This window comes from Agrobacterium bohemicum, assembly GCF_001562555.1.
Lineage (GTDB): Bacteria > Pseudomonadota > Alphaproteobacteria > Rhizobiales > Rhizobiaceae > Agrobacterium > Agrobacterium bohemicum.
In genome coordinates this window covers 83,107-109,331 of the sequence record NZ_KQ961031.1, presented here as the reverse complement: position 1 = coordinate 109,331, position 26,225 = coordinate 83,107, and the positions used below count along the sequence as shown (strand labels likewise).

General features: G+C 58.3%; 20 protein-coding genes. 6 read left to right on the top strand and 14 right to left on the bottom strand.

The genetic code is table 11. The features are described from left to right. Positions 1 to 32: 32 nt before the first annotated feature. Positions 33 to 746 carry an SDR family oxidoreductase gene (bdcA, locus tag ATO67_RS15250; RefSeq protein ID WP_067650979.1) on the bottom strand — a complete coding sequence of 238 codons (714 nt, stop codon included), beginning with the start codon at positions 744 to 746 and terminating at the stop codon, positions 33 to 35. 72 nt (positions 747 to 818) lie between these two features. Here bdcA and ATO67_RS15245 point away from each other — a divergent pair, with 72 nt between their 5' ends. Then, the gene (locus ATO67_RS15245) at positions 819 to 1,412 is read left to right on the top strand and encodes a TetR/AcrR family transcriptional regulator (RefSeq protein WP_067650976.1); all 594 of its coding nucleotides are present in this window, start codon (positions 819 to 821) and stop codon (positions 1,410 to 1,412) included. An 85-nt stretch (positions 1,413 to 1,497) separates the two neighbouring features. Here ATO67_RS15245 and ATO67_RS15240 read toward each other — a convergent pair whose 3' ends face one another. From ATO67_RS15240 to ATO67_RS15230, 3 genes are all read right to left on the bottom strand, one after another. Further along, complete coding sequence (locus ATO67_RS15240) at positions 1,498 to 2,322, bottom strand: tetratricopeptide repeat protein (protein WP_245304002.1); 825 nt, start codon at positions 2,320 to 2,322, stop codon at positions 1,498 to 1,500. A gap of 182 nt (positions 2,323 to 2,504) precedes the next feature. Next, positions 2,505 to 2,741 carry a 30S ribosomal protein S21 gene (rpsU, locus tag ATO67_RS15235; RefSeq protein ID WP_067650970.1) on the bottom strand — a complete coding sequence of 79 codons (237 nt, stop codon included), beginning with the start codon at positions 2,739 to 2,741 and terminating at the stop codon, positions 2,505 to 2,507. Between the two features lie 179 nt (positions 2,742 to 2,920). Then, on the bottom strand, positions 2,921 to 4,585 hold the full coding sequence (locus ATO67_RS15230) for a rhomboid family intramembrane serine protease (protein WP_067650967.1): 1,665 nt from the start codon (positions 4,583 to 4,585) through the stop codon (positions 2,921 to 2,923). A 246-nt stretch (positions 4,586 to 4,831) separates the two neighbouring features. Between ATO67_RS15230 and ATO67_RS15225 the strand changes: the two genes are divergently transcribed. From ATO67_RS15225 to ATO67_RS15205, 5 genes are read left to right on the top strand one after another with little or no spacing between them, the layout of a single operon-like run. Beyond that, positions 4,832 to 6,085, top strand: a complete 1,254-nt coding sequence (locus ATO67_RS15225) for a sarcosine oxidase subunit beta family protein (RefSeq protein WP_067650964.1) — start codon at positions 4,832 to 4,834, stop codon at positions 6,083 to 6,085. A 44-nt stretch (positions 6,086 to 6,129) separates the two neighbouring features. Then, on the top strand, positions 6,130 to 6,489 hold the full coding sequence (locus ATO67_RS15220) for a hypothetical protein (RefSeq protein ID WP_245304001.1): 360 nt from the start codon (positions 6,130 to 6,132) through the stop codon (positions 6,487 to 6,489). An 11-nt stretch (positions 6,490 to 6,500) separates the two neighbouring features. Then, positions 6,501 to 6,815 carry a sarcosine oxidase subunit delta gene (locus tag ATO67_RS15215; protein ID WP_067650958.1) on the top strand — a complete coding sequence of 105 codons (315 nt, stop codon included), beginning with the start codon at positions 6,501 to 6,503 and terminating at the stop codon, positions 6,813 to 6,815. Then, on the top strand, positions 6,812 to 9,769 hold the full coding sequence (locus ATO67_RS15210) for a sarcosine oxidase subunit alpha (RefSeq protein WP_067650955.1): 2,958 nt from the start codon (positions 6,812 to 6,814) through the stop codon (positions 9,767 to 9,769). The genes ATO67_RS15215 and ATO67_RS15210 overlap by 4 nt, the downstream gene beginning before the upstream one ends. Further along, complete coding sequence (locus ATO67_RS15205) at positions 9,762 to 10,325, top strand: sarcosine oxidase subunit gamma (protein ID WP_067650952.1); 564 nt, start codon at positions 9,762 to 9,764, stop codon at positions 10,323 to 10,325. The genes ATO67_RS15210 and ATO67_RS15205 overlap by 8 nt, the downstream gene beginning before the upstream one ends. A gap of 37 nt (positions 10,326 to 10,362) precedes the next feature. On the opposite strand, the gene ATO67_RS15200 is transcribed toward ATO67_RS15205, so the two are convergent. The 10 genes from ATO67_RS15200 to ATO67_RS15155 all read right to left on the bottom strand — a co-directional run bounded on the left by ATO67_RS15200 (position 10,363) and on the right by ATO67_RS15155 (position 26,064). Beyond that, positions 10,363 to 10,995: a LysE family translocator gene (locus tag ATO67_RS15200; protein WP_067650949.1), complete on the bottom strand. Its 633-nt coding sequence runs from the start codon at positions 10,993 to 10,995 to the stop codon at positions 10,363 to 10,365. Positions 10,996 to 11,261: 266 nt separating this feature from the next. Then, on the bottom strand, positions 11,262 to 12,632 hold the full coding sequence (locus ATO67_RS15195; protein ID WP_067650945.1) for an APC family permease: 1,371 nt from the start codon (positions 12,630 to 12,632) through the stop codon (positions 11,262 to 11,264). 140 nt (positions 12,633 to 12,772) lie between these two features. Further along, positions 12,773 to 13,261 carry a MaoC family dehydratase gene (locus tag ATO67_RS15190; protein WP_067650942.1) on the bottom strand — a complete coding sequence of 163 codons (489 nt, stop codon included), beginning with the start codon at positions 13,259 to 13,261 and terminating at the stop codon, positions 12,773 to 12,775. Between the two features lie 94 nt (positions 13,262 to 13,355). Next, positions 13,356 to 15,311, bottom strand: coding sequence for a glycogen debranching protein GlgX (gene glgX, locus ATO67_RS15185; protein ID WP_067650939.1), 1,956 nt, complete (start codon positions 15,309 to 15,311; stop codon positions 13,356 to 13,358). A 220-nt stretch (positions 15,312 to 15,531) separates the two neighbouring features. Further along, entirely contained in the window at positions 15,532 to 17,163 is a 1,632-nt protein-coding gene (locus tag ATO67_RS15180) for an alpha-D-glucose phosphate-specific phosphoglucomutase (RefSeq protein ID WP_067650936.1), read from the bottom strand. Then, a complete protein-coding gene (gene glgA / locus ATO67_RS15175; RefSeq protein WP_067650933.1) occupies positions 17,164 to 18,606 on the bottom strand; it encodes a glycogen synthase GlgA in 1,443 nt (480 codons plus the stop codon). A gap of 5 nt (positions 18,607 to 18,611) precedes the next feature. Continuing rightward, the gene (glgC, locus tag ATO67_RS15170) at positions 18,612 to 19,874 is read right to left on the bottom strand and encodes a glucose-1-phosphate adenylyltransferase (protein WP_067650931.1); all 1,263 of its coding nucleotides are present in this window, start codon (positions 19,872 to 19,874) and stop codon (positions 18,612 to 18,614) included. 48 nt (positions 19,875 to 19,922) lie between these two features. Next, entirely contained in the window at positions 19,923 to 22,130 is a 2,208-nt protein-coding gene (gene glgB / locus ATO67_RS15165; protein WP_067650929.1) for a 1,4-alpha-glucan branching protein GlgB, read from the bottom strand. Then, on the bottom strand, positions 22,130 to 24,592 hold the full coding sequence (locus ATO67_RS15160) for a glycogen/starch/alpha-glucan phosphorylase (RefSeq protein ID WP_067650926.1): 2,463 nt from the start codon (positions 24,590 to 24,592) through the stop codon (positions 22,130 to 22,132). The genes glgB and ATO67_RS15160 overlap by 1 nt, the downstream gene beginning before the upstream one ends. Before the next feature lie 227 nt (positions 24,593 to 24,819). Beyond that, positions 24,820 to 26,064 carry a TadE/TadG family type IV pilus assembly protein gene (locus tag ATO67_RS15155; RefSeq protein ID WP_106404971.1) on the bottom strand — a complete coding sequence of 415 codons (1,245 nt, stop codon included), beginning with the start codon at positions 26,062 to 26,064 and terminating at the stop codon, positions 24,820 to 24,822. Between the last annotated feature and the right edge of the window lie 161 nt (positions 26,065 to 26,225).

Genomic DNA, 26,225 nt, shown 5'->3' with positions numbered 1-26,225 from the left:
TCGCGGACTTCGGCTTCCCTCGCGTTTCATCATCAAGCGCCAAACGCACCGTCAATCGTATGCATCGCCCCGGTCACGAAACCAGCTTCGGGGCCTGCAAGCCAGGCGACCATTCCCGCAACTTCTTCAGGCCGCCCATGGCGCTTGATGGCCATGAAGCTGTGCATGAGGTCTTTCATCGGGCCATTCTCCGGGTTTGCGTCGGTATCGACCGGTCCCGGCTGGACGACGTTGATCGTGATACCGCGAGGGCCAAAGTCGCGCGCCAGCCCTCGCGCCAAGCCCTGTAGGGCAGACTTGCTGACCGCATAGGACGCCATGCCAGGGACGGGCATCCGGTCACCATTGACCGAGCCGATGACAATGATCCGTCCACCGTCTGGCATCTGGCGCGCTGCCTCCACCGAGGCGTGGTAGGGTGCCTGGATATTGATCTGAAACAGTCGGTCTATCGCGTCAGGATCCTGTTCCAGAGCGTCGCCGAAAATGGCTATCCCGGCATTGACCACCAATATGTCCAGAGGGCCGCTTTCGCGTACTCGCGTGATAACGTCATCTCGGTTGGCGCTATCTGTCAAAACTGCCTTGCTTCCCGTCTCAGAAGCCAGTTGATCTGCCGCATCCCGTGAGCCCGCATAGGTGAAGGTCACGACAGCGCCTTCTGCCGCAAACCGGCGCACAATGGCTGCTCCGATACCCCGGCTGCCGCCGAGTACCAGAACGGATTTTCCTTGAAAAGTTAACATCTGGGCTCCTTGAGAATTAATTTAATGAATGCTACATAAATGCTTGGAAGTATTCGTCAAGAGATTTTTGTAATGAACACTACAAATACTGTACGGCCGCGTGGCCGTCCACGCCGTTTTGATCCCGATCAGGGCGTGGCCGTTGCCCAACACCTGTTCCACGCGCGAGGCTATGACGCTGTCAGCGTGGCGGATGTCACAGAAGCGCTCGGTATCAATCCGCCCAGCTTTTACGCTGCCTTCGGCAATAAAGCCGGCCTCTATGACCGCGTTTTAGTTCGCTACGCGGCAACAGGTGCCATTCCTCTTGCCGATATCCTGCGACCCGACCGACCGGTGGCCGAATGCGTCGCGTTGCTGCTGGAAGAAGCCGCTCGGCTCTATGCTGCTGATCCGACAGCCGCTGGCTGTCTTGTGCTGGAAGGCACCCGTTGCAATGACGAGGAAGCGCGCGCGGCTGCTTGTGTCTTCCACGCGGCTGCAGAGGCTGTCATCTGCACGTACATTGCCGCACGCCACCCGGAGGATGCGGAACGCCTGACGGATTTCATCGGCACCACCATGACAGGTCTTTCCGCCAAGGCCCGCAGGGGGCTCGACCTCGACCGCCTGCTGCATATCGCACGCTTGGCTGGGCGGGCATTAGCGCAAGAACTCGCCGCTTAAGGATGTGATGGTTGGGGAGGGCTTTACAACAAAAAAGCCGGGAGCAATGCTTCCGGCTTTTCTTTGTGTATGTGACTGCTGTCGTTTACGCCGGTGTTGCGCCGCGGGTGCGGGCAAGGCCATCGACGGCGGGTTTGTATTTTGGGTCTAGGCGGGCGGCGTGACCGTATGATTTGGCGGCTTTGTCTTTTTCGCCACGGCGCTCGTAGACAAGTGCCTGGTTGGCCCAGGATTCGGCAAGGTCGCCATCGAGCGCGATCGCATGGTTGAAATCTGCGAAGGCGTTTTCATCGTCGTTCGTCGCGACGTAGGAAATGCCACGGCCATTGTAAGGCTCAGGCGAGTTCGGCGAGAGCGAAATGGCCTTGGAGAAATCTTCGATGGCCTGTGCATGCTGGTTGCGCAGCTGATAGATCAGGCCGCGATTGTGCCATGCGCGACCATCGGTCGTGTCGAGGTTGATGGCAGCCGAGAAGTCGTTGAAGGCTTCGTTGACGCGACCCGTCTGGCGATAGAGATTACCGCGACCGATCAGGGCGACGTCGTAGCTTGGATTGATCTGAAGCGCGGAATTGTAATCCTGCAAGGCCAACTGCTGCTGGCCGCTGTTGCGATAAACGAGCGCACGGTTGGCATATGCCTGGTAGAAACGTGGATTGAGCTGCAAGGCGCGCTCGAAATCCGCGATGGCCCGTTTCGAATCGCCAGCACGGCCGTAGGCCGAGCCACGAACATTGTAGCCTTCAGGGTCTTGCGGGTTGGCGTTGATGACCGAGGTCAGAGACGTAATATTTTCCGTTGAACCTTGCGCGCGGTCCAGTTGGAAAACATCGTTGGTTGGCGACGAGGTGGCGCAACCGGACAGGGCCACGAGGACCCCACACACAAACAGGGAAGAACTAATTCGCATTTTTTTTCTCTGAGATACGCCGCTTGAGATCGCAAACGGATTTCTGGACTGACGGGTATCAACAGCGTTCATGCGATTTGGGTTCCCTCTACCAAGCCCGTTCCAAGCTTTTAAACTCAAAGAGCGGCGGCGAAAAAATCGCCCCCGCCCCATAAGCATTCAAAAACGTCGAAAAAACGGCCTTACGTGCGGCCAGGTGCTGGACGTGGGCCTGCAATCAGACCTTCACGCTGCATACGCTTGCGGGCCAGCTTACGAACGCGGCGAACGGCTTCAGCTTTTTCACGAGCGCGCTTCTGGGAAGGCTTCTCGTAGAAATCACGCATCTTCATTTCGCGGAAGATGCCTTCGCGCTGCATCTTCTTCTTGAGAGCGCGAAGCGCCTGATCAACGTTGTTGTCGCGGACTAGTACCTGCACGTGAATCCCGTTCCTTTGGTTGGTTATTTTGCCGTGTGAATAGTGGCATTCGCAAGCAAACAAAAAATCGTTCGGTTGGCCGTGTGGCCGCGCGATTGGTGTGGTGCAATATCAGATCATTTTTGTGAAGTCCAGCCGTTAACGCAAATGCGCAAGGGAAAATGCACGTTTTCGGGCCTTTATTGCGCGTTAAGGCGAGCCAGTCCTTCTAGGCTGCTGGTGTTTTTGGCATCTTTAGAAAGTGCTGCCCGGTAGTCTGCGATTGCTTTGTCGCGCTGGCCTGTTGCCTCAAGAATGTGGCCACGAGTATCCAATGCGGCGGAATATTCCGGAGCGAGAGCCAGGGATTTTTCCACGTCAGCAAGTGCTTGTGCCTGTTGCCCGAGTTTATAATAAGCCCAAGCACGACCATTCCATGCCGTAGAGTCGTTGACGCCGTTATCTATAGCGTCTGTGTAGTCTTCAATTGATTTCTGATATTGGCTCATGTTCGTGAAAGCTTCCGCTCTCAAGAGACGAGCTCGGGTCGATTGAGGTTCCAGCAGCAGCGCCTGATCATAATCGGCAATGGCATTTTCGTATTGCGCGCGGGTCGCTAGGAGCGATCCTCGATCAAGATGGACGCCAGCAATGCTGCCATCGAGTTCGATGGAGCGATTATAGTCTTCCAACGCTTCATCCATTTTTCCCAAGAGGCCGAAGACTGTTGCTCGCATCTGGAATTCGTCTGCATCGGTTGGCTCAAGCGTGATGATTTCGTTGTAATCAGATTTTGCATCTTCAGGATTGCCGAGTTGCTCCTGGGTCGCTGCCCTAAAATAATGGACAGGGATCCTGGGCTCGAACCTTTGCACCAGCGTGTCGTACACCCTCAGTGCCTCGTCGTAGCGCGCCAGCATATAAAGGCTGGATGCTTTGAAATAAAGCGCTTCAAAAGTGGGGTCGATGGAGACGGCGGCGTCCAAATCCGTCAAGGCTGCGTTCCAGTCCTTGCGGGAATAACTCTGGTTGGCGCGGGCGAGAAGAGACGCAGCATCGTTCGGCGATTTTCGGATCATCTCATCCAGTTCCACTGCCCGCCGGGCCGCAAGGCGAGCGTCGTAGGCGGGGCGATCCTTCACGGCCAGATAGGTGGCCCATGCTCCCTGGGAGAGGCTGACGGCAAGAAATGCACCGACGAGCGCCATGCAGGTCAAGGATGCCTTCGAGCGGAAAAAAGCTGTCGTCTCGCCTTTGGCGGGGCCGATGAGCAGGCCTGCCGCGAGACCTCCCAGCAAACCGCCAAAATGTCCGGCGTTGCTGATGCTGTCGGAAAGCGTAAGGCCAAATGCGAAATTGGCCGCGACCCAGAGCGCTTCCGCCTTGACCGGTGCCCAGCGCGCGGGATCGTCACTGCTGATACCGTAGGCGACCATGGCGCCATATAGGCCGACAACGCCGCCTGATGCACCCAGAGAATAGACCTCGCCTGTTGCCGCTGACAGCAGGCTGCCTGCGATGCCAGCGGCAGTGTAGATGACGAAACCCTTGGCCTTGCCATATTGCCGTGTGACGACAGGGAAAAATGCGAACAGGCACATGGCGTTGAGGCCGATGTGCACGATATCCGCATGGAGATAGGTCGAGGTTATCAGCGACCAGATATCGAGCTGGCGCAGGGGCAGGCTGCCGCCAATGCCCATGTCAATGAGCGTTTCCAGCGACGGTTCAAACAGAAATTTGATCCATGGCTCCGTGGGCGGTGCCGCGACCATGCTGAAGGCTGCCGACAGGAGATAGATGGCGGTACATACGCAGACCACTGATAGAGCGAGGTCATCGACGGGCTTTCGAAGCAGGCGCATGGCAATTCTCAACTCTGGCAAGAACTTTCAATATCGATATACCATTAGTGAAAGTTTTCGGGCTCGACAATATGCGTCAGCGCGTTTCGGGAAAGGCGTTTCGGGCCGCGCCGTTCACTTTGGTTTTGGCAATGTCGATACTTTATGTGGGCGCGTCGCAAAATGGACATTGCAGTCGGTATTGATTTGTCATGTGTATGATGGTGCCGGAATAATCGAGCCGGTTTTCTCAGGAGTGGTTCGCCAATGCGCAAATATTCGGTTTTCGCCGTCGCTCGCGAGGCTTTGCGTGGGCACAAGGGCTGGGATGCGCAGTGGGCTTCTCCCGAACCGCGCAAGGACTATGACGTCATCATTATCGGTGGTGGCGGGCATGGGCTGGGTGCGGCCTATTATCTTGCCAAGGAACACGGCATTACCAACATTGCGGTGCTGGAAAAGGGCTGGATCGGCGGCGGGAACAGCGGGCGCAACACCACCATCATCCGCTCCAACTATCTCTATGAAGAGAGCATGGACATTTACGAGCATTCCCTGAAGCTGTGGGAAGGCCTGAGCCAGGATCTCAACTACAATGTGATGTATTCGGCGCGTGGCGTGATGATGCTGTCGCACAACGTGCATGACCAGCAGAGCTTCAAGCGCCATATCAATGCCAACAGGCTCTACGGCATTGACAATGAATGGCTGACGCCCGAACAGGCCAAGGCCTACTGTCCGCCGCTCGATATTTCCGCCAATGCGCGTTACGCCATCAATGGTGCAGCGCTTCAGCGCCGGGGCGGCACGGCGCGGCATGATGCGGTGAACTGGGGTTATGCGCGCGCGGCATCCGATCGCGGCGTTCACGTGATCCAGAACTGTGAAGTGACCGCCATCAGGCGCGGACCTGACGGTGCGGTGACGGGCGTGGAGACCAATCGCGGCTTTATCGGCGCCAAGAAGATCGGCGTTTCGGCTGCGGGGCATTCGTCTGTCGTCATGAAGATGGCGGATGTGCGGGTGCCGCTTGCCTCCAACCCGTTGCAGGCGCTGGTATCGGAGCCGTTGAAGCCGATTTTCCCTTGCGTTGTCATGTCCAATACGGTGCATGCCTATATTTCGCAATCCGACAAGGGTGAGCTGGTGATTGGTGCTGGCACGGACCAATACAATTCCTATTCCCAGACCGGTGGTTTGCAGATCATCACCCACACGCTGGATGCGATCTGCGAGCTGTTCCCAATGTTCCGCCGGGTGAAGATGATGCGCCAATGGGGCGGCATTACCGATAACACGCCTGACAGGTCCGCCATCCAGAGCGTGACGCCGGTGCCGAACCTTTTCGTCAATTGTGGCTGGGGCACGGGCGGTTTCAAGGCAACGCCGGGGTCTGCGCATCTGTTTGCGCATCTGATCGCGCGCGGTGAGCCGCACAAGCTGGCGGAAGGCCTCAATCTGGAGCGGTTCCGTTCTGGACGGCTGATCGATGAGGCGGCGGCGGCGGCGGTGGCGCATTGATGATGGCAACCGTTCTTCTGAGCGCAGCGTTGGGATCGTCACCTTTGACGGTCAACAGCATTGTGCCGGAGGCGGGGGATTTTCGCGTGCAGACGATCCGCAAGGCGCAAGGGGAGGCCGACTGGCCGTTTACGGCTGACGAAGGTTACCTGATGTGTGCGCCGAGCATGGGCCAGAAGCTGGTTTATTTCGTGCCGCAAAATGCCGAGGGTGAGAACGAATATCCGATCAACATCGACACCAATTTCATGGCGATGGCGATCATCAATGTCGGCCGGGGCGATGCGTTCAGAGCCTACGCCAATTATGAAGACCTGATAAAAAGGTTGTCTCCCTATGTGACGATGGGAAAGCGCCTGTGTGACCAACCCGCCGGAACGGTGATTCCGGAAAGCTCTCTTTAGGTGAAACGACGATGTTATTGATCCGCTGCCCATATTGTGAAGAAGAGCGCTCCGAACTGGAATTCCGCTGGGCGGGAGAGGCGCATATTGCGCGGCCCGAAAACATCTCTGCCATTTCGGACGAGGAATTCGCTGAATATTTCTTCATGCGCGACAATGACAAGGGCATCGTGTTCGAGCGCTGGCGGCATATCCACGGCTGTGGACGGTTCTTCAATGCGGCGCGCCATTCCGTGACCGACAAGATCCACCTGACGTACAAGGCGGGCGAGCCGAAGCCGGACGAGGCCACGGTTCTGGCCGGACATGAAGGAGCAGCCCGATGAGCGGCGCGTATCGCATCAAAGGCGCTGGTCGCCTGACGCCTGCGCGCACTGCGCGCTTTACCTTCGACGGCAAGATCCACACGGCTTTGCAGGGAGACACGGTTGCCTCTGCGCTGCTGGCCGATGGCGTGCATCTGATTGGCCGTTCGTTCAAATATCACCGTCCGCGCGGGTTTCTCTCCGCCGGGCCGGAAGAACCGAATGCGCTGATCGATGTGTCCAGAGACAGCAGCCGCAAGCAGCCGAACGTGCGCGCCACGGTGCAGGAAGTGTTCGATGGGGCGATCGTGTCTTCGCAGAACCGATTCCCGTCACTGTCCTTCGATGTTGGCGCGGTCAACGACTTCTTTTCGCCGATGTTCGTGGCGGGCTTCTACTACAAGACCTTCATGTGGCCGAAGGCCGCGTGGGACAAGCTGTATGAGCCGATCATTCGCCGTGCAGCTGGTCTGGGTAATGCGCCGAAGGAAGGCGACAGCGACCATTATGCCAGCCGTTACGCCCATTGCGACCTGCTGGTGGCAGGCGGCGGTGTGGCCGGTCTGACGGCAGCACTTGCTGCGGCCAAGACGGGCGCGAAGGTTATTCTGGCCGATGAGAACCCGGAGGTTGGCGGTGCGCTTCGCTTCGATACCGGCACAACCATCGACGGTATCAACGGCTACGACTGGGCGCAGAGGACTTTGGCCGAACTGAAAGCCATGCCCAATGTGCAGGTGCTGACGCGCACGACCGTCTTCGGTTATTACAACCACAATTTCATAGCGCTGGCCGAGCGCGTGACCGACCACCTTGCGACGCCGGGACATGAGCCGCGTGAGCGGCTATGGCAGGTGCGGGCGAAGAAGGTGGTGATGGCGACGGGTGCTATCGAGCGGCACATGGTGTTTGCAAACAACGACCGCCCCGGCATCATGCTGGCCTCTGCGGCTCGCACCTATCTCAACCAGTACGGCGTGGCCGTGGGCCACAATGTGGGTGTCTACACCGCTCATGATTCTGCTTATGAGACCGCATTCGATCTGAAACGGGCAGGGGTGGCGATTGCCGCCATAATCGATTGCCGTGAAAACCCGAATGCGAAGCTTCTGGACGAAGCGCGGGCGCTGGGCATCGAGGTGCTGGCGGGCCACAGTGTGTATGATACGGCTGGTCGTCTGCGGGTCTCCTCCATCACCGTCGGTCGCAATGGCGGGTCTTCGAAGCGCAAGATCAAGGTCGATGCGCTTATCGTTTCCGCAGGCTGGACGCCATCCGTGCATCTCTTCTCGCAATCGCGCGGCAAGCTGAAATATGATGCGGAAAACCAGCGTTTTCTGCCGGATGTACATGTGCAGAATTGCATCTCCATCGGTGCCTGCAACGGCACGGATGATCTGAACGCCCTGATTGCCGAGGCCGCATCTGCGGGTGGTGGTAAGGCAGAGTTTTCCGCCAGCAACGCGCATGTGTGGACCGGCGGCATGATTGGTGCGGCGGAAGGGGCGGGCGAAGGCGACAACGTCAAAGCCTTCATCGATTTCCAGCACGATGTCTGCGCCAAGGATATCCGCCTTGCGGTGCGCGAGGGCATGCATTCCATCGAGCATATCAAGCGCTTCACGACCAACGGCATGGCGTCCGATCAGGGCAAGATGTCCAACATGCATGGTCTGGCCATCGCATCCGAAGCGCTGGGGCGCGATTTGCCCAAGGTGGGGCTGACGACATTTCGTGCGCCCTACACGCCGGTGACTTTCGGCACGCTGGTGGGCCATTCGCGTGGGAAGCTGTTCGACCCCGCCCGCAAGACGCCGATGCATGCGCTGGAAGAGGCCGCCGGTGCCGCCTTTGAAGACGTGGGCAACTGGAAGCGTGCGTGGTTCTATCCGCGTGGCGGGGAAGACATGCACCAGGCGGTGAACCGCGAATGCAAAACGGTGCGCGAGACGGTGGGCGTGTTCGACGCCTCCACGCTCGGCAAGATCGAGGTGGTCGGCCCGGATGCGGCCAAGTTCCTCAACCTGCTCTACACGAATGCCTGGGACACGCTGAAGCCCGGCCGCTGCCGCTACGGCATCATGACCCGCGAAGACGGCTTCGTTTACGATGACGGTGTGGTTGGGCGTCTGGCCGAGGACCGTTTCCATGTGACGACGACAACAGGCGGTGCGCCGCGTGTGTTGCAGCACATGGAAGACTATCTCCAGACCGAATTCCCGGACCTGAATGTCTGGCTGACATCCGCTACCGAACAATGGGCGGTGATTGCGGTGCAGGGGCCGAAGGCGCGTGAGGTGATCGCGCCACTGGTGGATGGTATCGATCTTTCGCCCGACGCCTTCCCGCATATGGCGATTTCCGAAGGTACGATCTGTGGTGTGCCGACGCGACTGTTCCGCGTGTCCTTTACCGGCGAACTCGGCTTCGAAATCAACGTGCCAGCCGATTTCGGTCCGGCGGTTTGGAAGACGATTGCGGAGCGCGCCGAGGCCGTTGGCGGTTGCCTCTATGGCACCGAGACCATGCATATTCTACGCGCCGAAAAGGGCTATATCATCGTCGGGCAAGATACGGACGGCACGGTAACGCCTGACGATGCGGGACTTGGTTGGGCGGTGTCCAAGAAGAAGACCGATTTCGTCGGTATTCGCGGTTTGCAACGCCCGGACCTCAAGCGCGAGGGCCGCAAGCAACTGGTTGGTCTGCTGCCGAAAAATCCGCATGATGTGCCGGAAGAGGGCGGGCAGATCGTTGTCGATCCGAACCAGCCGAAGCCGATGACGATGCTGGGCCATGTGACATCATCCTACTGGTCCGAAAATCTCGGCCGTTCCATCGCCTTCGGGCTGGTGGCCGGTGGCCGGGCGCGGATGGGTGAAACGCTCTACATTCCACTGGCCGACAAGACGATTGCAGTTGAGGTGACGGACATGGTGTTCTTCGACAAGGAAGGAGGCCGCATCAATGGCTGATATCGCAATGGCAAACCGCACTTTGGTTCTGGAGGGCGCGCGCGCCGGTTCCGCAACCGTCTCCATCAAGATGGCGGCACCCGCTTACCGACTGGCGCTGCGCGCCAAGGCGGATGCTGTCAGCGAGCTTTCGCAGGCACTGGACATCAGCATGCCGCAGGCCCCCAAGACGTCCACAACCTCAGCTTTGCGTGCCGCACTTTGGCTGGGCCCGGACGAATGGCTGGTGATCGACCAGGGCGAAAGCAACCTGCTCGACGCCTGCGCCACCGTCTCCGCCCCCCACTCCGCCACCGACGTCTCCCACCGCAACACGGCCATCACCGTGTCCGGCGAAGGCGCGGAGGCCACGCTGAACGCTGGCTGCCCGCAGGACTTGTCACTTGGTGTGTTCCCGGTCGGAGCCTGCTCGCGCACGGTATTAGGCAAGGCGGAAGTGGTGATCTTGCGCGTGGCGGAAGACACGTTTCGGGTGGAATGCTGGCGCTCGTTTGCGGACTATGTGTTCGGGTTGCTGGAAGAGGGCGCGCGGGATGCGGGGGCTTCGCAAGACTGAGGCTGTCGCGCATGCCACAGCCACTCTTGTGTGTCCGTTAGTTTCTTGATCCAAGTGCCAAGCGGCATGCGAGGCCTGTAAAAACTGTCGCCAGCAGATATTGCGGCAGCTTGGGAAAACGGCTGACTGCGGACAGACGATTGCGGATGCTCGTACCCAGAATAATTACGGCGCCATTTACCAGAAAACCGATGCCGTTCAAAATACTGGCGAGCAGGAGCATCTGAACCAGCAGGGAGCTGCCATTCGGATCGATGAATTGCGGGAAAAGCGCCAGCACGAACAGTGCCATTTTCGGGTTCAGCAGATTGGTCGCTAACCCTTCCGTGAAGATTCGTTTGGTCGAAAGTTTTTTGAGACCTGCCGATGGCGCGAAGGCTGAGCTTTTTGCACGAAGGGTCTTGTATGCGAGATATAGCAGGTAGGCGCAGCCCGCCCATCGCACGATCTCATAAGCGACGGGAACAGTCAGAAAAAGCTGAGACAGACCGAGTGCCGCTGCATGCGCGTGGCAATACGTGCCGACGGCTATTCCCGCATATGTCAGAAAACCGGCGGACCGGCCTTGGCTGACACTGCGAGAGGCAATCAACAACATATCGGGACCGGGCGTCGCTGTCAGAACGAGTGCTGCGGCGGAAAAAAGCATGAGAGTGGAAAAGTCCGGCATATGATTTCCTTTTGAAATGGGAGCCGGAATTTCGATGTATCACTGTTGCGGCGGATTGCAACTATGCTTGGCGACACTGCGATCTTTTGCGTATGGCGGAATGTAGGTGACATTTCCCTCTTCCGTCATCTCGGCCTTGAGCCGGGATCCAGTCAGGCCAAGTCCTTGAGCTGAAAGAGTCTTTTGACCTGACGGACATCAGGTCGCTGGACCCTTGCTCAGGGCCGGGGTGACGGAGTGGGGGCGTGTGACGCCTGTTACGCCTGTTACGCCGCCTTCTCCTGCATCTTCATGAAGCTGATCGTCGCCAGCCACAACAACACGCCGATGAACAGCAGCACACCAGCGATGGAATATTGCACCATATCTCGCCCTGTCCATGGTCCGACGAGGAAGAAGCAACTGACGGCGCCGATGATGGGCAGGATGGTGGGGGTACGGAAGTGTTTGTGCTCGACCTTGTCCTTTCGCAGCACCAGTACGGCAACGTTGACGATGGTGAAGACGCCAAGCAGGAGCAGCGCTGTGGTGCCGCCGAGGGCCGGGACGCCGCCTGCAAAGGCGATGAGGCCGATGGCGATGATCGAGGTGAAGACGATGGCGATATAGGGTGTCTGGCGGGCCTTGTGGACCTTGCCGAGTGCGGGGGGCAGGACGCCTTCGCGGCTCATGCCATAGATCAGGCGGCTGGCCATCATCATGTTGATGAGGGCGGAATTGGCCACCGCGAACATGGTGATGATGCCGAAAATGCCGATGGGAAAGTTGGGTGCGCCAGCGGCCACCACTTTCAGCAAGGGCGTTTCGCCTTCGCCAAGATCTGCTGCCGGAACCAGCGTTATAGCGGAAATGGCGACGAGAACATAGATGACGCCGGTGATCGCGAGGCCGCCGAGTAGCACCTTGGGGAAGATGCGGGCTGGCTGCTTGCATTCCTCGGCCATATTGACCGAATCCTCGAAGCCGACCATGGCGAAGAAAGCGAGCGTCGTTGCGGCGACCACGGACCAGATGACGCCATGTTCGCCCGCAGGCTCGAATGTCCAGACGCGGGAAACGTCGCCCTGTCCATTGCCGATGGCCCAAAAGCCTATGCCGATGATGATCAAGAGGCCGGTCAGTTCAACGATGGTCAGCACCACATTCATCTTCACGCTTTCGCCTACGCCGCGAAAATTGATGAGCGCAATTGCGACAATGAAGGCGATGGCGACACCGGTGACGCCGAAGGCACCGAAGTCAAACCCGGTGACGGTGGTGAAGTTGGCGGCAAAGGCCCGTGACGCCGTGGAGGCGGATGTAACGCCCGACGACATGACCGTGAAGGCGACGAGGAAAGTGATGAAATGCACGCCGAAGGCCTTGTGCGTGTAAAGCGCTGCCCCTGCGGCTTTCGGATATTTGGTGACCAGTTCCAGATAGGAACAGGCGGTCAGAAGCGCGACACCGAAGGCGATGAGGAATGGTAGCCAGACGACACCGCCGACCTCCGCCGCGACCTGTCCGGTCAACGCGTAAATGCCGGTGCCGAGAATATCTCCCACGATAAACAGAAGCAGCAGCCCCGGCCCGATGACGCGTTTGAGCTCAGTTTTCGGCTCTGCGGAATCGTCCGGTTGCGTGATATTTTGTGCCATTGAATTGTCCCCCCTCAAGGCGTGTAGCCTTCAACGCGTATAGCGGGGACAGGTTCCGGCCAGTCAGGAAGAAAACGTTGTGCGCAATGGATGTTCGCTAGCGGGACCGTGAGGGCGAACGCAACACGATGCTGCGCGCGTCACACGTCTTCCGGCCGATCCTCGGGGTTAAACTGACTGATGGTTGTCCACCGCGCTGTCAAAGCTGGTTTCTTTTCGTCTTCGATTTCCACCGTCACATCATAGGTGTTCATCAGCATGGCACCGCCGCGGAAGCGGGCTTCGGCGAGTGTGAAGTGGCCGCGGATGCGCGCGCCGCTTTTGACGGGGGCGACGAAGTGGAGTTTGTCGAAGCCGTAATTGATGCCCATCGTTTGTTCGCGGATTTTCGGCAGGGCGCTGTAGTTCATGGCCGAGAGCAGGGACAGCGTGAGGAAGCCGTGGGCGATGGTGCCGCCGAAGGGGCTTTCGTTCCTGGCGCGTTCGGGATCTGTGTGGATGAACTGGTCGTCGAGCGTGGCCTTGGCGAAGGCGTCGATCATCGCTTGATCGACGGTGATCCAGTCCGATACTCCGACTTCGGAGCCGACTAGGTCTTTAACGTCAGCCAGAGAGATTTCTTTGGGCATGGTTCCTCGCGAAGACATGGCATTTGAACGCTTTGACGTGCCGAACTCTACAGGGGCGGGCCTAAAGAACAATGGCCTTTTTGCAATGCAGCATTCAAGGCCGCAGATAGAAGACGACTGAGCGGGCAGGCAGGTGGGCGGGATTTCCGAAATTCGTGCCGATAGCCTGCCAACCTTCGCCGGGCAGTGAAAACGGCACGACCGCGTGGGTCCGGTTGAACAGAATGGCAAGCCGGACAGGGTCATCGGTCAGGCTGTCATGGGTTTTGACGAGAACGGAGAGCGGCGTGCCTTCCGGCTTTTCCCAGTCCGTCGCGTTCATCGGCTCTCCCGATGGTGACAGCCAGGAGACGTCATCGGTATGGGGCGAAAAGAAATTCATGTCGCTGAAAGCGCTGAAGCGCCTGCGCAGATTGGACAGGAAAGCCGTATGTTCGATCAGTTCCGGCGAAAGCGCTGACCAATCGACCCATGTGATCTCGTTATCCTGACAATAGGCATTGTTGTTGCCTTGCTGGCTGCGACCACCCTCATCGCCTGCCGTCAGCATGATGGTTCCGCGCGTGGCAAATAGCGTGGAGAGCATCGACTTGACGTCGTTGATGCGGGCGGCATGGATGGCTGGATCGTTGGTCAGCCCCTCGACGCCGTTGTTCCAGGAATGGTTTTCATTGTGGCCATCGCGGTTGTCTTCGCCATTGGCCTCGTTGTGTTTGTGGGCGTGGGACACGAGATCGAACAGGGTGAAACCATCATGTGCGGCGAGGAAATTAACGCTGCGGGTTTCGGTTCTGTCGTGGCGGGAGAAGATGGGCGAGGAGCCGGCGAGCGCATCGGCCAGCGCGCCGGTCGTAGCGTCATCGCCACGCCAGTAACGGCGCAGATCATCGCGGGCGCGGTCGTTCCATTCGAGGAAATTGTGGGGGAAATTGCCGAGCTGATAGCCGCCGGGGCCTATATCCCAGGGCTCTGCGATCAACACCCGATCATGCAACAAAGGGTCGGTTTGCATGGCGGTCAGTGTTTCGCTGGCGCTATCAAAACCATCTGCCGTGCGGCCAAGAATGGGGGCGAGATCGAAGCGGAAGCCGTCTATGCCCGCATGCGCCACGAAGTGCCGGAGGGTGTCGAGAACAAGCTGGCGGACGTAAGGGTGGTCGCAGGCGACGGTATTCCCGGTGCCGGTGTCGTTGACCAGCGTGCCGGGATCATTTGGCATATGGCGGTAATAGGTGAGGTTATCCAGCCCGCGCAGAGACAGCGTCGAACCGAAGCGGTCACTTTCGCCGGTGTGGTTGAAGACGAGATCGAGGATGACGCCGATGCCCGCTTCATGCAGCGCTGCGACCGTGTTTCGTAACTCGTCCACGCCACCGGGGCAGAGGCGCGGGTCCAGGGCCATGAAACCAACGGGGTTGTAGCCCCAACCATTGGTGAGGCCGAGCGGTGGAAGATGCCGCTCATCGATCCATGCGGTGATGGGCATCAGCTCGATGGCATCGACGCCGATGTGTTTGAGGTGGGCGATGACGGCGGGGTGGGCGAGTGCGGCGACCGTTCCCTTGATGGCTTCAGGCACATCAGGGTGGAGCATGGTGAAGGGCTTGACGGCGACTTCGTAGATAAGGCCGCCCGGTGCAAAATGGGGTGGCTGGCGTTTAACCGGCTGATGCTGCGAGACGATGGACTTCGGCATGATGTATGCCGTGTCGGTTCCGAAGGTGAAGAGTGCGGCGTCATGCGTGAAGGGTCGGTCGATCTGTGTGGCGTAGGGGTCGAGCAGGAGTTTTGACGGGTCGAACCACAGGCCGTGGTCTGGTGCGTAGACGCCATCCGCTCGGAAGCCATAGCGGGTGCTGATGGGCGCGTTGGTGGTGAGGCGGTGTATGTCGTCAGCTCCGCGCTGCATGGGCAGGCGGGCGGTTTGGGTGGTGCCGGTGGGGTCGAAGAGGCAGAGGTCGATGTGTGAGGCGTGGCGGGAGTAGACGGAGAATGCCGTGCCGTTTGCCGCGAGGATGGCGCCGAGTGGAGGAACGGTGGGGCTTGGCATGGGGTTTCCGTTCGTTGGGGTTGCGGGTGGGGCCTGTCCCTCTGTCCTGCCGGACATCTTCCCCACAAGGGGGAGATTAGCTGGGCGCGCTGACAACACTTAAATCTCGACAGTAAATATGGCCGAAAGGTTGCCACGAGTCGATCTCCACCTGAGGGGAAGATGCCCGGCAGGGCAGAGGGGGGGGTAAAACCCCACTCACTGCCCTAGCCGAAACTGGTTAGGTAATAACCGTCGGAGCATCACGCCCCGTTTGCTTCTTGATGCCCGCAATCGCATCAGCCGCCGAAATCAGATCAGCCAGAGCCTCTTGCGTTTCAATATTATGGCGGGATGCATCCGCCTCGTAGCGCTCCACGTAAAGCCGAAGCGTCGCGCCCGACGTACCGGTACCCGATAGGCGGATGACGATGCGCGAGCCACCTTCGAAGAGGATGCGGATGCCCTGGTTCTTGCTGACGGACTGGTCGACCGGGTCGTTATAGGCGAAGTCGTCGGCAGCCTTGACCTTCAGTGCGCCGTAAGTCGTGCCGGGCAGGGTGGCCAGCTTTTCACGCAGAATGGAGACCAGCGTGTTGGCGGCGTCACTGTCGACTTCTTCATAGTCATGGCGCGAATAATAATTGCGGCCGTATTCGGCCCAATGCTGGGTGACGATGTCCTTGACGCTTTCCTTGCGGGCGGCGACGATGTTCAGCCAGAAGAGCACGGCCCAGAGGCCATCCTTTTCGCGAACATGGTTGGAGCCGGTGCCGAAGCTCTCTTCGCCGCAAACGGTGACTTTGCCAGCGTCCAGCAGGTTGCCGAAGAACTTCCAGCCTGTCGGTGTTTCGTACATGCCGATGCCGAGCTTTTCGGCCACACGGTCTGCCGCTGCACTTGTGGGCATGGAGCGGGCGATCCCGGAAATGCCGGACGCGTAGCCGGGTGCAAGCTTCGCATTGGCGGCGATGATGGCAAGGCTGTCGGACGGGGTGACGAACATGCCCTTGCCGACCACCATGTTGCGGTCACCATCGCCATCTGACGCGGCGCCGAAATCCGGACCGTCAGCGCTCATCACCGCGTCATACATGTCCTTGGCATGGACGAGGTTCGGGTCCGGGTGGTGGCCGCCGAAATCTGGCAGCGGAACGGAATTCCACACGGAACCAGCGGGCGCGCCGAGGCGCTTTTCGATGATTTCGACGGCGTAAGGGCCGGTGACGGCGCTCATGCTATCGACTACCACCTTGAAGCCGCCTGCAATCAGATCGCGGATGGCGGCGAAATCGAACAGCTCTTCCATCATTGCGGCGTAGTCGGCGACAGGATCGATCACTTCGACCACCATGCCGTCAACATCAGCTTTTCCAATCATGTCGAGGTCGACATCGGCTGCGTCGGAAATGCGGTAGGTCTCGATCGACTTTGTGCGGTCGAAAATCGCATCGGTGATCTTTTCAGGCGCGGGGCCGCCATTGCCGATGTTGTATTTGATGCCGAAGTCTTCGTTGGGGCCGCCGGGATTGTGGCTGGCGGACAGAACGATGCCACCGAAGGCCTTGTATTTGCGAATGATGTGGGATGCGGCAGGTGTGGACAGAATGCCGCCCTGGCCGACCAGAACCTTACCGAAACCGGATGCCGCGGCCATTTTGATGGTCTTTTGAATGACGTCGCGGTTGTAATAACGACCGTCGCCGCCGATCACCAGCGTCTGTCCGGCAAAACCTTCCAGGCTGTCAAAAATCGACTGAATGAAGTTTTCCGCGTAGTTTTCCTGCGCAAAGACAGGCACTTTCTTGCGCAGGCCGGATGTGCCGGGCTTCTGGTCCTGAAATGGCTTGGTTTTGATCGTGTTGATCGTCATTTATTGGCCTTTCGAAATAAGTCGGGCGTAAAGAGCGGCGTAAAGACCTGCACTTTTCTCCCAGGAAACGTCCGATTTCATGCCCTGCTTCTGCATCTGCGTCCACAGTTTCTGGTCGTGATAATAGCGCACGGTGCGGCGAATGGCCTGGCGCAAACCTTCCGCCGTGATGGAGGAAAACTGCACGCCCGTCGCCACCTTGGCGGCGATGGCCGCATGGTTGGCATCGATAACGGTATCATTGAGGCCGCCGTTGCGCGCGACCACCGGGATGCAGCCGTACCGCAAGGCGTAAAGCTGTGTCAGGCCGCAAGGCTCGAAACGGGACGGAACGATGATGGCATCACAGCCAGCCTGCATGAGGTGCGACAGCGGCTCGTTATAACCGATGGCGACACCCACCCGGCCCGGATGGCGCGAGGCGGCGGCCAGAAGCGCGCCTTCCAGCCCGATTTCGCCGGCACCCAGCACGACCAGCCTGCCGCCTGCCGCCACGATATCGTCCACGACCTCGGCGACGAGGTCGATGCCCTTTTGCCATGTCAGACGGGAAATGACGCAAAACAGCGGGCCACTATCCTGATCGATACGGTAATGGCTGGCCACCCGCGCCTTGTTGAGGGTGCGCAGTTTGAGATTTGCCGCCGAATAATTGTCGTGGATCAGATGATCGGTGGCGGGGTTCCAGACATCGGCGTCGATGCCGTTGACGATGCCGTGCATGACATGGGCGCGGCTGCGAATAACGCCGTCGAGACCCATGCCGAATTCCGGCGTCAGTATTTCCTGGGCGTAGGACGGGCTGACCGTGCTGATGACGGTCGATGTCTGGATACCGCCCTTCAGGAAGCTGATATCATTGTAATATTCGATGCTTTCGGTGTTGAAAGCATGGGCAGGCAGGCCAAGCTGGCTGAAAATATTGGCACCGAACTGACCTTGGAACGCGATGTTGTGGATGGTCAGAATGCTGGGGATTTCTGGCGTTTCGGCATAGCGCATATAGACCGGGGCCATGGCGGCCTGCCAGTCATGGGCATGCATCAGGTCCGGCTGCCAGCCTTGCAACTTACCTGCTGCGATTTCTGCAGCGGCAAGGGACAAGGCGGCGAAGCGCTTCCAGTTGTCGGCGAAATCTTTGCCGGTGGAATCGAGGTAAGGGCCAGCCGGACGGTCGTAATAGGCGGGGGCATCCAGAATGAGCAGGTCCAGCCCCTCGTGATGCGCCTCGAGAATATCGGCATGTTCGCCCAGAAGACCCGGCAATTCGGCAATCTTCACCGCACCCTCGACCGCCGCTTTGACAGCCGGGTAACCGGGAATCAGCGTGCGGGTGGTGACCCCGTGAGCCTTGAGAGCGATGGGAAGCGCGCCGGCGACGTCGGCGAGCCCTCCGGTTTTGATGAGTGGATAGACTTCGGACGCAACCGAAAGAACATTCATGAGGTCTATAGATCCAGCTTGTCAATCATCGATTGGGTTATCAGGCAAATACCGCTGTCTGTACGGCGGAAACGTTTTGCATCCAGGTCATGGTCTTCTCCAACAACAAGCCCTTCCGGAATGACGACGCCATGGTCGATCACGACATTGCTGAGTTGGGCGTGGCGTCCGATTTTCACACTCGGCAGCACTACGGCATTCTCAAGGCGTGAGTATGAATTGGCTCTGACGCCGGTAAACAGCAGGCTGCGATTGAGCGACGAGCCGGAGATGATGCAGTCACCCGCTACAACGGATGAAGTGGCCGAGCCACGGCGGTTCTCATCGTCATGCACGAATTTGGCAGGCGGCAGAATTTCCGCATAGGTCCAGATCGGCCAGGACTTGTCGTAGATGTCGAGGTCGGGAACGATGTCGGTGAGGTCGATATTGGCCTGCCAATAGGCATCGATGGTGCCGACATCGCGCCAGTATGGACCGTTTTCGAAATCGGAGCGCACGCAGGACGAGGCGAAACGGTGTGCTACGGCCTTACCATGCTGCACGATATGGGGAATGATATCCTTGCCGAAGTCACGGCTGGAATTCGGGTCGGCAGCATCGCGGCGCAGGCATTCCATCAGGAACTTCGTGTGGAACACGTAGATACCCATGGACGCCAGGGCGAAATCAGGATTGCCGGGAATGCCTGGTGGGTCGGCAGGCTTTTCGATGAAATCGATGATTTCATCCTTCTCGTTGACGTGCATGACGCCGAAACCGACGGCTTCCATGCGCGGCACTTCAAGGCAGCCGATGGTCACATCCGCGCCGGAATCCACATGCTGTTGCAGCATGTATTCATAGTCCATCTTGTAGATGTGGTCACCCGCCAGAATGACCATATATTCCGGGCCGTGGGACTCGATAATGTCGATGTTCTGATAGACCGCGTCGGCGGTGCCTTCATACCATTGCGTTTCGGATACACGCTGGGAGGCGGGCAGAATATCGAAGCTTTCGTTACGTTCCGGGCGGAAGAAGTCCCAACCGCGCTGCAGGTGACGGATGAGCGAGTGAGCCTTGTACTGCGTGGCGACACCGATGCGGCGAATGCCTGAGTTCAGCGCGTTGGACAGGGCGAAATCGATGATGCGCGCCTTGCCGCCGAAATAGACGGCAGGTTTTGCGCGTCTGTCTGTCAGTTCCTTCAGGCGGCTGCCACGTCCACCGGCCAGAACATAGGCCATCGCATCGCGTGCCAGCGGCTGAATTCTTTTCTCACTCATAGCAATCCTCCCATAAAATTCCCGTATGTTTTTTAGACGTCGATGCTCTTAGCTCTCCAGCTCGAGCATGATGACCGCCAGTGGCGGCAAGGTTAGTGTTGCGCCAATCTGGCCCCCTGCATCCACAGCCTGAACGCGCCCGCCATTGCCCTTGCCGGTGCCGCCGTAAATCTCGGCATCGGTGTTGAGAACTTCGCGCCAGCGACCGGCAGTCGGCAACGGCACATAGAAATTCTCCCGGTAGACAGGCGTCAGATTGCTGATGACAGCCACCGGCTTTTCACCCGGTGCCAAGCGAAGCCATGCAAAAACGGAGTTTTCATGGTCATCGGCGGAAAGCCACTGGAAGCCTTCCGGTTCACAATCGCGCGCATGCAGCGCGGCTTTCGAGCGGTACATGAAGTTGAGGTCGCGCACGAGGCGGCGCATGCCCTCATGCATATGATATTGCAGCAGGTTCCAGTCCAGCGAGGACTTCTCGCTCCACTCGCTCCATTGAGCGAATTCCTGGCCCATGAACAGCAGCTTCTTGCCGGGATAACCCCACATGAAGGCGTAATAGGCGCGCAGATTGGCGAATTTCTGCCAGTCGTCGCCCGGCATCTTGGCAATCATCGAGCCCTTGCCGTGCACCACTTCATCATGGGAAATCGGCAGAACGAAGTTCTCGCTGAAGGCATAGAGCAGGCCGAAGCTGAGTTCCTGATGGTGGAATTTGCGATGCACCGGCTCGCGCTGGAAATAGCTCAGCGTGTCATGCATGAAGCCCATGTTCCATTTGAAGCCGAAGCCAAGACCGCCTTCATGCACCGGCTGCGAGACCTTCGGCCACGAGGTGGATTCCTCGGCAATGGTCATGACGCCGGGGTGGTTTCCGTAAATCAGCGTGTTCATCTGCTGGAGGAAACGCACGGATTCCAGGTTTTCGCGCCCGCCATATTCATTTGGAACCCACTCACCTTCCTTGCGGGAATAATCGAGGTAGAGCATGGACGCGACTGCATCGACGCGAAGACCATCAAGATGGAATTTTTCGGCCCAATAAAGCGCGTTGTTGATGAGGTAGGACATGACCTCGACGCGACCGAAATTGTAGATCGCGGTGTTCCAGTCCGGATGAAAGCCCTGACGCGGATCGGCATGTTCGTAAAGAGCGGTTCCGTCGAACCATTTCAGCCCGTGTTCGTCGGTCGGGAAGTGGGCTGGCACCCAATCCAGCAAAACCCCGATGCCGACCTTATGCGCGCCGTTGACGAAGCGGGCAAAGCCTTCCGGCTCGCCGAAACGGGCGGTTGGCGCGTAGAGACCAGTGGTCTGATATCCCCAGGACGGATCATAGGGATGTTCGGAAATGGGCATGAATTCGATATGGGTAAAGCCCATGTCGGCGCAGTAGGGAATGAGCCGTGCGGCCAGTTCATCCCACGTCAGAAACTCACCATTCTCATTGTGCTGCCACGAGGAGGCGTGGACTTCGTAGATGCTGATCGGCTGGCGGCGCTGGTCGATGCTGGCCCAATGTTTGCGATGCGCGTCATCGCTCCATTCCTGAACCAGTTCCGGCGTCGTGACGGAGGCGTTCTTGGGGCGCAGCTCGGCGCGGCGTGCATAAGGATCGGCCTTCAGTGGCAACAACTCGCCATGCGGGCCGATGACCTCGAACTTGTAGCTGCAACCGGAATAGACATCCGGCGCAAAGATTTCCCAGATGCCGGTGTCCTTGCGAAAGCGCATGACATGACGGCGGCCATCCCAGTTGTTGAAATCGCCGACTACCGACACACGCCGGGCGTTGGGTGCCCAGACGGCAAAATGAAAACCTTCGACGCCTTCGAGCTTCAGCGGGTGCGCGCCCATCTTGTCGAAAAGTCGCAAATGCGAGCCTTCGCGGACCAGATAATCATCCATAGGGCCGAGAACGGGACCGAAACTGTAGGGGTCGGTGACCGCCCATTCCGCATCGTCGCGAAGTGCGCGGTAGCGGATCGGCTGACGTTTGGAAAGCTGGATCGGTCCTTCGAAGAAGCCGTCGGCATCGGTGCGGGCCAGTTCACCCGCAACGGTGCCGTCCAGTGTCATGACGGTGACGTTTTCCGCACCGGGAATGAAGCACCGGGCCACAAAGCCGTCCGGGGTCTGGTGGACGCCCAGAACGGCAAAGGGGTTGGAATGCAAACCGCTCTTGATTGCCTCGATCTCAGCCTTAGCGATGGTGCCAGTCTTTTTCTCTTCGGCAGAATTGAGCGGTTTCTTCATCAGGCTCTCCAGATTTCGGACGCGTATTGCCGGATCGTTCTGTCGGACGAGAACCAGCCCATGCGCGCAGTATTGCGGACAGTTTTTTCGTACCAACTTGCCGGTTCGCTCCAGATGGCATCGACGTCACGCTGTGCCTGCGCATAAGCGTCGAAGTCTGCGGCGACCATGAACCAGTCGGTGTTATAGATGCCGTCCATCAACTCGGCGAAACGCGAGCGGTCATCGGGCGAAAACACGCCTGATGCGATGGACGAAACGGCTTGGGACAACTCGGCAGAGTTCTCGATGATGGCACGCGGGTTGTGTCCTTCGGAACGCGCCTGTGCCACTTCGGCGGCGGTCTTGCCGAAGATCACGATGTTGTCTGCGCCGACATGTTCCAGCATCTCGACGTTTGCGCCATCCAGCGTGCCGATCGTCAGCGCGCCGTTCAGGCCAAACTTCATGTTGCCGGTGCCGGATGCTTCCATCCCCGCCGTTGAAATCTGCTCCGACAAATCAGCTGCCGGAACCATGATTTCTGCAAGCGACACATTGTAATTGGGAATGAAAACCACTTTTAGAAGCCCGCGAACTGCCGGATCGTTATTGATGACGCGCGCGATATCATTGGCGAGCTTTATGATGAGCTTTGCATTGTGATAACTCGGCGCTGCTTTGCCAGCAAAGAACTTAACGCGCGGCACCCAATCCAGTTCCGGGCGCGAGCGGATTTGGTCATAAAGAGCAACGGCTTCGACAAGGTTCAAGAGCTGGCGTTTGTACTCGTGGATGCGCTTGATCTGGATGTCGAACATGGCAGATGGATCGACGCGGATGCCCATGCGCTGGGCGACCAGATTGGCAAGACGCACCTTGTTCTGGCGCTTGATTTCGGCAAATTTTTCGCGAAAACCCGCGTCCTCGGCGAAGCGATCGAGCGCGACCAGCTTTTCGGCATCGTCGAGAAATTCATCGCCGATGGATTCGCGGATGAGGTCTGTCAGGCCGGGATTGCACTGCATCAGCCAGCGGCGCGGAGTGATGCCGTTGGTCTTGTTGTTGATACGATCAGGATAGAGCGTGTGAAGGTCGGAAAACACCGTTTCCTTCATGAGTTCGGTGTGAAGTGCCGACACGCCGTTGATGGAATGCGAACCGATGAAGGCGAGATTGCCCATGCGTACGCGGCGTTCGCCACCCTCTTCGATCACCGAGATGGATCGCACCTGCTGGTCGAGCATCTTCTTTTCCTTGCGGGCATAAAGAAGTGTCTGGGCATTGATCGCGTAGATGATCTGCATGTGGCGCGGCAGCAGGCGCTCCAACAGCGGAACCGGCCAGCTTTCCAGCGCTTCGGGCAGAAGTGTGTGGTTGGTGTAGGAGAAGGTGTTGCGCGTGATCGTCCAGGATTCTTCGAAAGTCAGGCCGTGCACATCGCCCAGCAGACGCATCATTTCGGCAATGGAGATGGCCGGGTGCGTGTCGTTGAGCTGGATCGACACCTTGTCCGCAAGGTTGGTGAAGTCTGGATATTGCTGCAAGTGGCGGCGCAGAATGTCCTGAAGCGAGGCGGACGAGAAGAAATATTCCTGGCGAAGACGCAGTTCCTGGCCAGCCGGGTTGGCGTCGGCGGGGTAGAGAACACGGGTCAGCGCTTCGGCCTTGTTGCTTTCACGTAGCGCGCCGATGTGGTCACCGGCGTTGAAGGCGTCGAGCAGGATCGGGTCGATCGGCTGTGCCGACCACAGGCGCAACGTGTTGACGCGGGTACCGCGCCAGCCGACCACGGGCGTGTCGAAGGCGGTGGCGATCATGCGTTCGGCCGGTTTCCAGACAAAACGCTCCGGGTCTTCATATCCGCCGACGGTTTCGACCGAACCGCCGAAGCCGATTTCGTAAGAGCTTTCACGACGCTCGAATTCCCATGGGTTGCCGTGCGCAAGCCACGTTTCGGGCAGTTCCACCTGCCAGCCTTCGGCCATCTGCTGGCGGAAAAGGCCGTGGACGTAACGAATGCCGTAGCCGTAAGCCGGGATATCGACGGTTGCCATCGATTCCATGAAGCAGGCGGCAAGGCGGCCAAGACCACCATTACCCAGCGCTGCATCCGGCTCCAGACCGGCGATCACGTCGAACTCGACACCCAGAGATGTCAACGCATCCTTGATTTCACCCATCAGTCCAAGGTTGGAGATGGCGTCGCGCATCAGGCGGCCAATCAGGAATTCAAGCGACAGATAATAAACGCGCTTGCTGTCGTGCTGATAGGCTTTGCGGGTGGATTCCATCCATTTGTCGATGACGCGGTCTCTGATGACCAGAATGGTGGCTGTCAGCCAGTCGTGCGGCTTTGCAACCTTGACGTCCTTGCCGATGCGATAGGTCAGTCGCTCGATGATTTCGGAGGCAAGAACTTCTGGTTCCGAGCTACGCGGGGCGGGACGAGGAAGATCGTTGGTGACGAGTTTATTGATCATTGGTCGGTCAGCACCTTGTTGGGAGGATAGTGTCTGATTCTGTCGAGCCGGCATGCCTGTCATATCCGCAATTTATGCACCGATATCGAGCCGTGGCAACAGACGTTTTGCCGGAAACGTGAATGACTTAGAGAGTTACGACATGCTTATGGACATTGTGTGAAAATAACAAAAAACCACGCAAACCGGTGTGGTTTGCGTGGTCTATCAAATGGCAGTTAAGGATTTCAGTTCGTCAGGCGGCTGAGATTTCCGGACGCTTTTCTGGCAATGTCGCCAAAGGCTTCAACGATTTCTTCCATATTCTCCGGCGCGTAATAGTTGTCCGCGCTGGTGGCGCAGGCCTGAAGCAGCAATTTGCCTTTGACGGGGGCCATGAAGGCTATGGTAAAAATCTTGATGTCGTCGGCCTTGGCTTTCGTGCATGTCGCGCGAACCTGCGCGTCGATGCCAGAATTCCAGCTTGCGCTTGCGCCAGTCATTTCTCCGTCTGTCATCAAGACGATGTAGCGATTGTAGAACTTGTTCTTCTGGTTGGCATGCTCGATGCCCTCCCTTGTCGTCGTGATGTTCGTATTGTTGCTCTTGAGTGCATTATAGGCGATATTCAATGCGGCATCGGCATTGGTTCCGCCTTCGGGATATTGCGGAATGGCCTGCACATAGGCGGCTGTTTTCTTCGTGCCCCAATCGAACCCCTGTTCTGCAAATTTTGCATCATTATAAGCAACGGCTGCGGTGCGGACCAATTTGGATTCTGGCGAGGCGCCCAGCTTATACGTCGGGTCTGCCCTGTTGAGGGTATCAACGAGATAGCTCACCGCAGTTTTAAGAGACGTGCTTTTGTTGACATAGCAGGGGTTTGACGTGACCTTTGACTGGCTCTGGCCCCAGTTGCTGGCGGTGTAATTGGGGCAGGCGTATTTGCTTTTGTCGACCGTATCGGTCCTGAAGGACATTGACCCTGAACGGTCCAGCACCAGATACATGGACATGGGAGCGCCCTTGTTGAAGCTGCTTTCCGATGTGCTGGTGGCGCTCAGCGTCAGCGTTTTTGCCCAGATCATGCCCAGCAGGGGGTTGAGCGGCATCTGGTAGCTGACCGTCGTGGAAATCTTGAAGCTCGTTCCCTTGTCGGTATCGGTGCGTTTCGCGACGCTGTTCACATTGGAGTCGAGGGCTTTTTTCTCCAGTTCCGTAAGATTCTGCGCAAAGCTCTGTCCGCCGATGAATGTTGCGACCTGTGCCTTGAGTTCCTCATCGCTCTTTTCGCCTTCGGATTCGCGGAACATGGTTGCGGCGGCGAGTGTTGCCGCATCGGCTGTACTCTGAAGGTCGGATTTGACCTGTATCGCCTTGGTGAACTCAAGCCCGGCACCTGCAACGCCCATCAACAGCGGCAATGATATCGCTGTCATCATCGCAAAATTGCCCTGTCTGTCAGCCAGCAGTGCGCGCATGCTTTTTACCATTCCGGCCCCGTTGAACATCATGTCCACCTGTTCGATTGTGATATGGAATCACATCTACTGCGGGGCAGTGGAGATTTTCCTAACGTAACGTGAGCAAATTTAGCGAGTGCTGAAAATGGAGCATCTTCCACCGCACGAAACCGGCGGATGTTACATTGCGG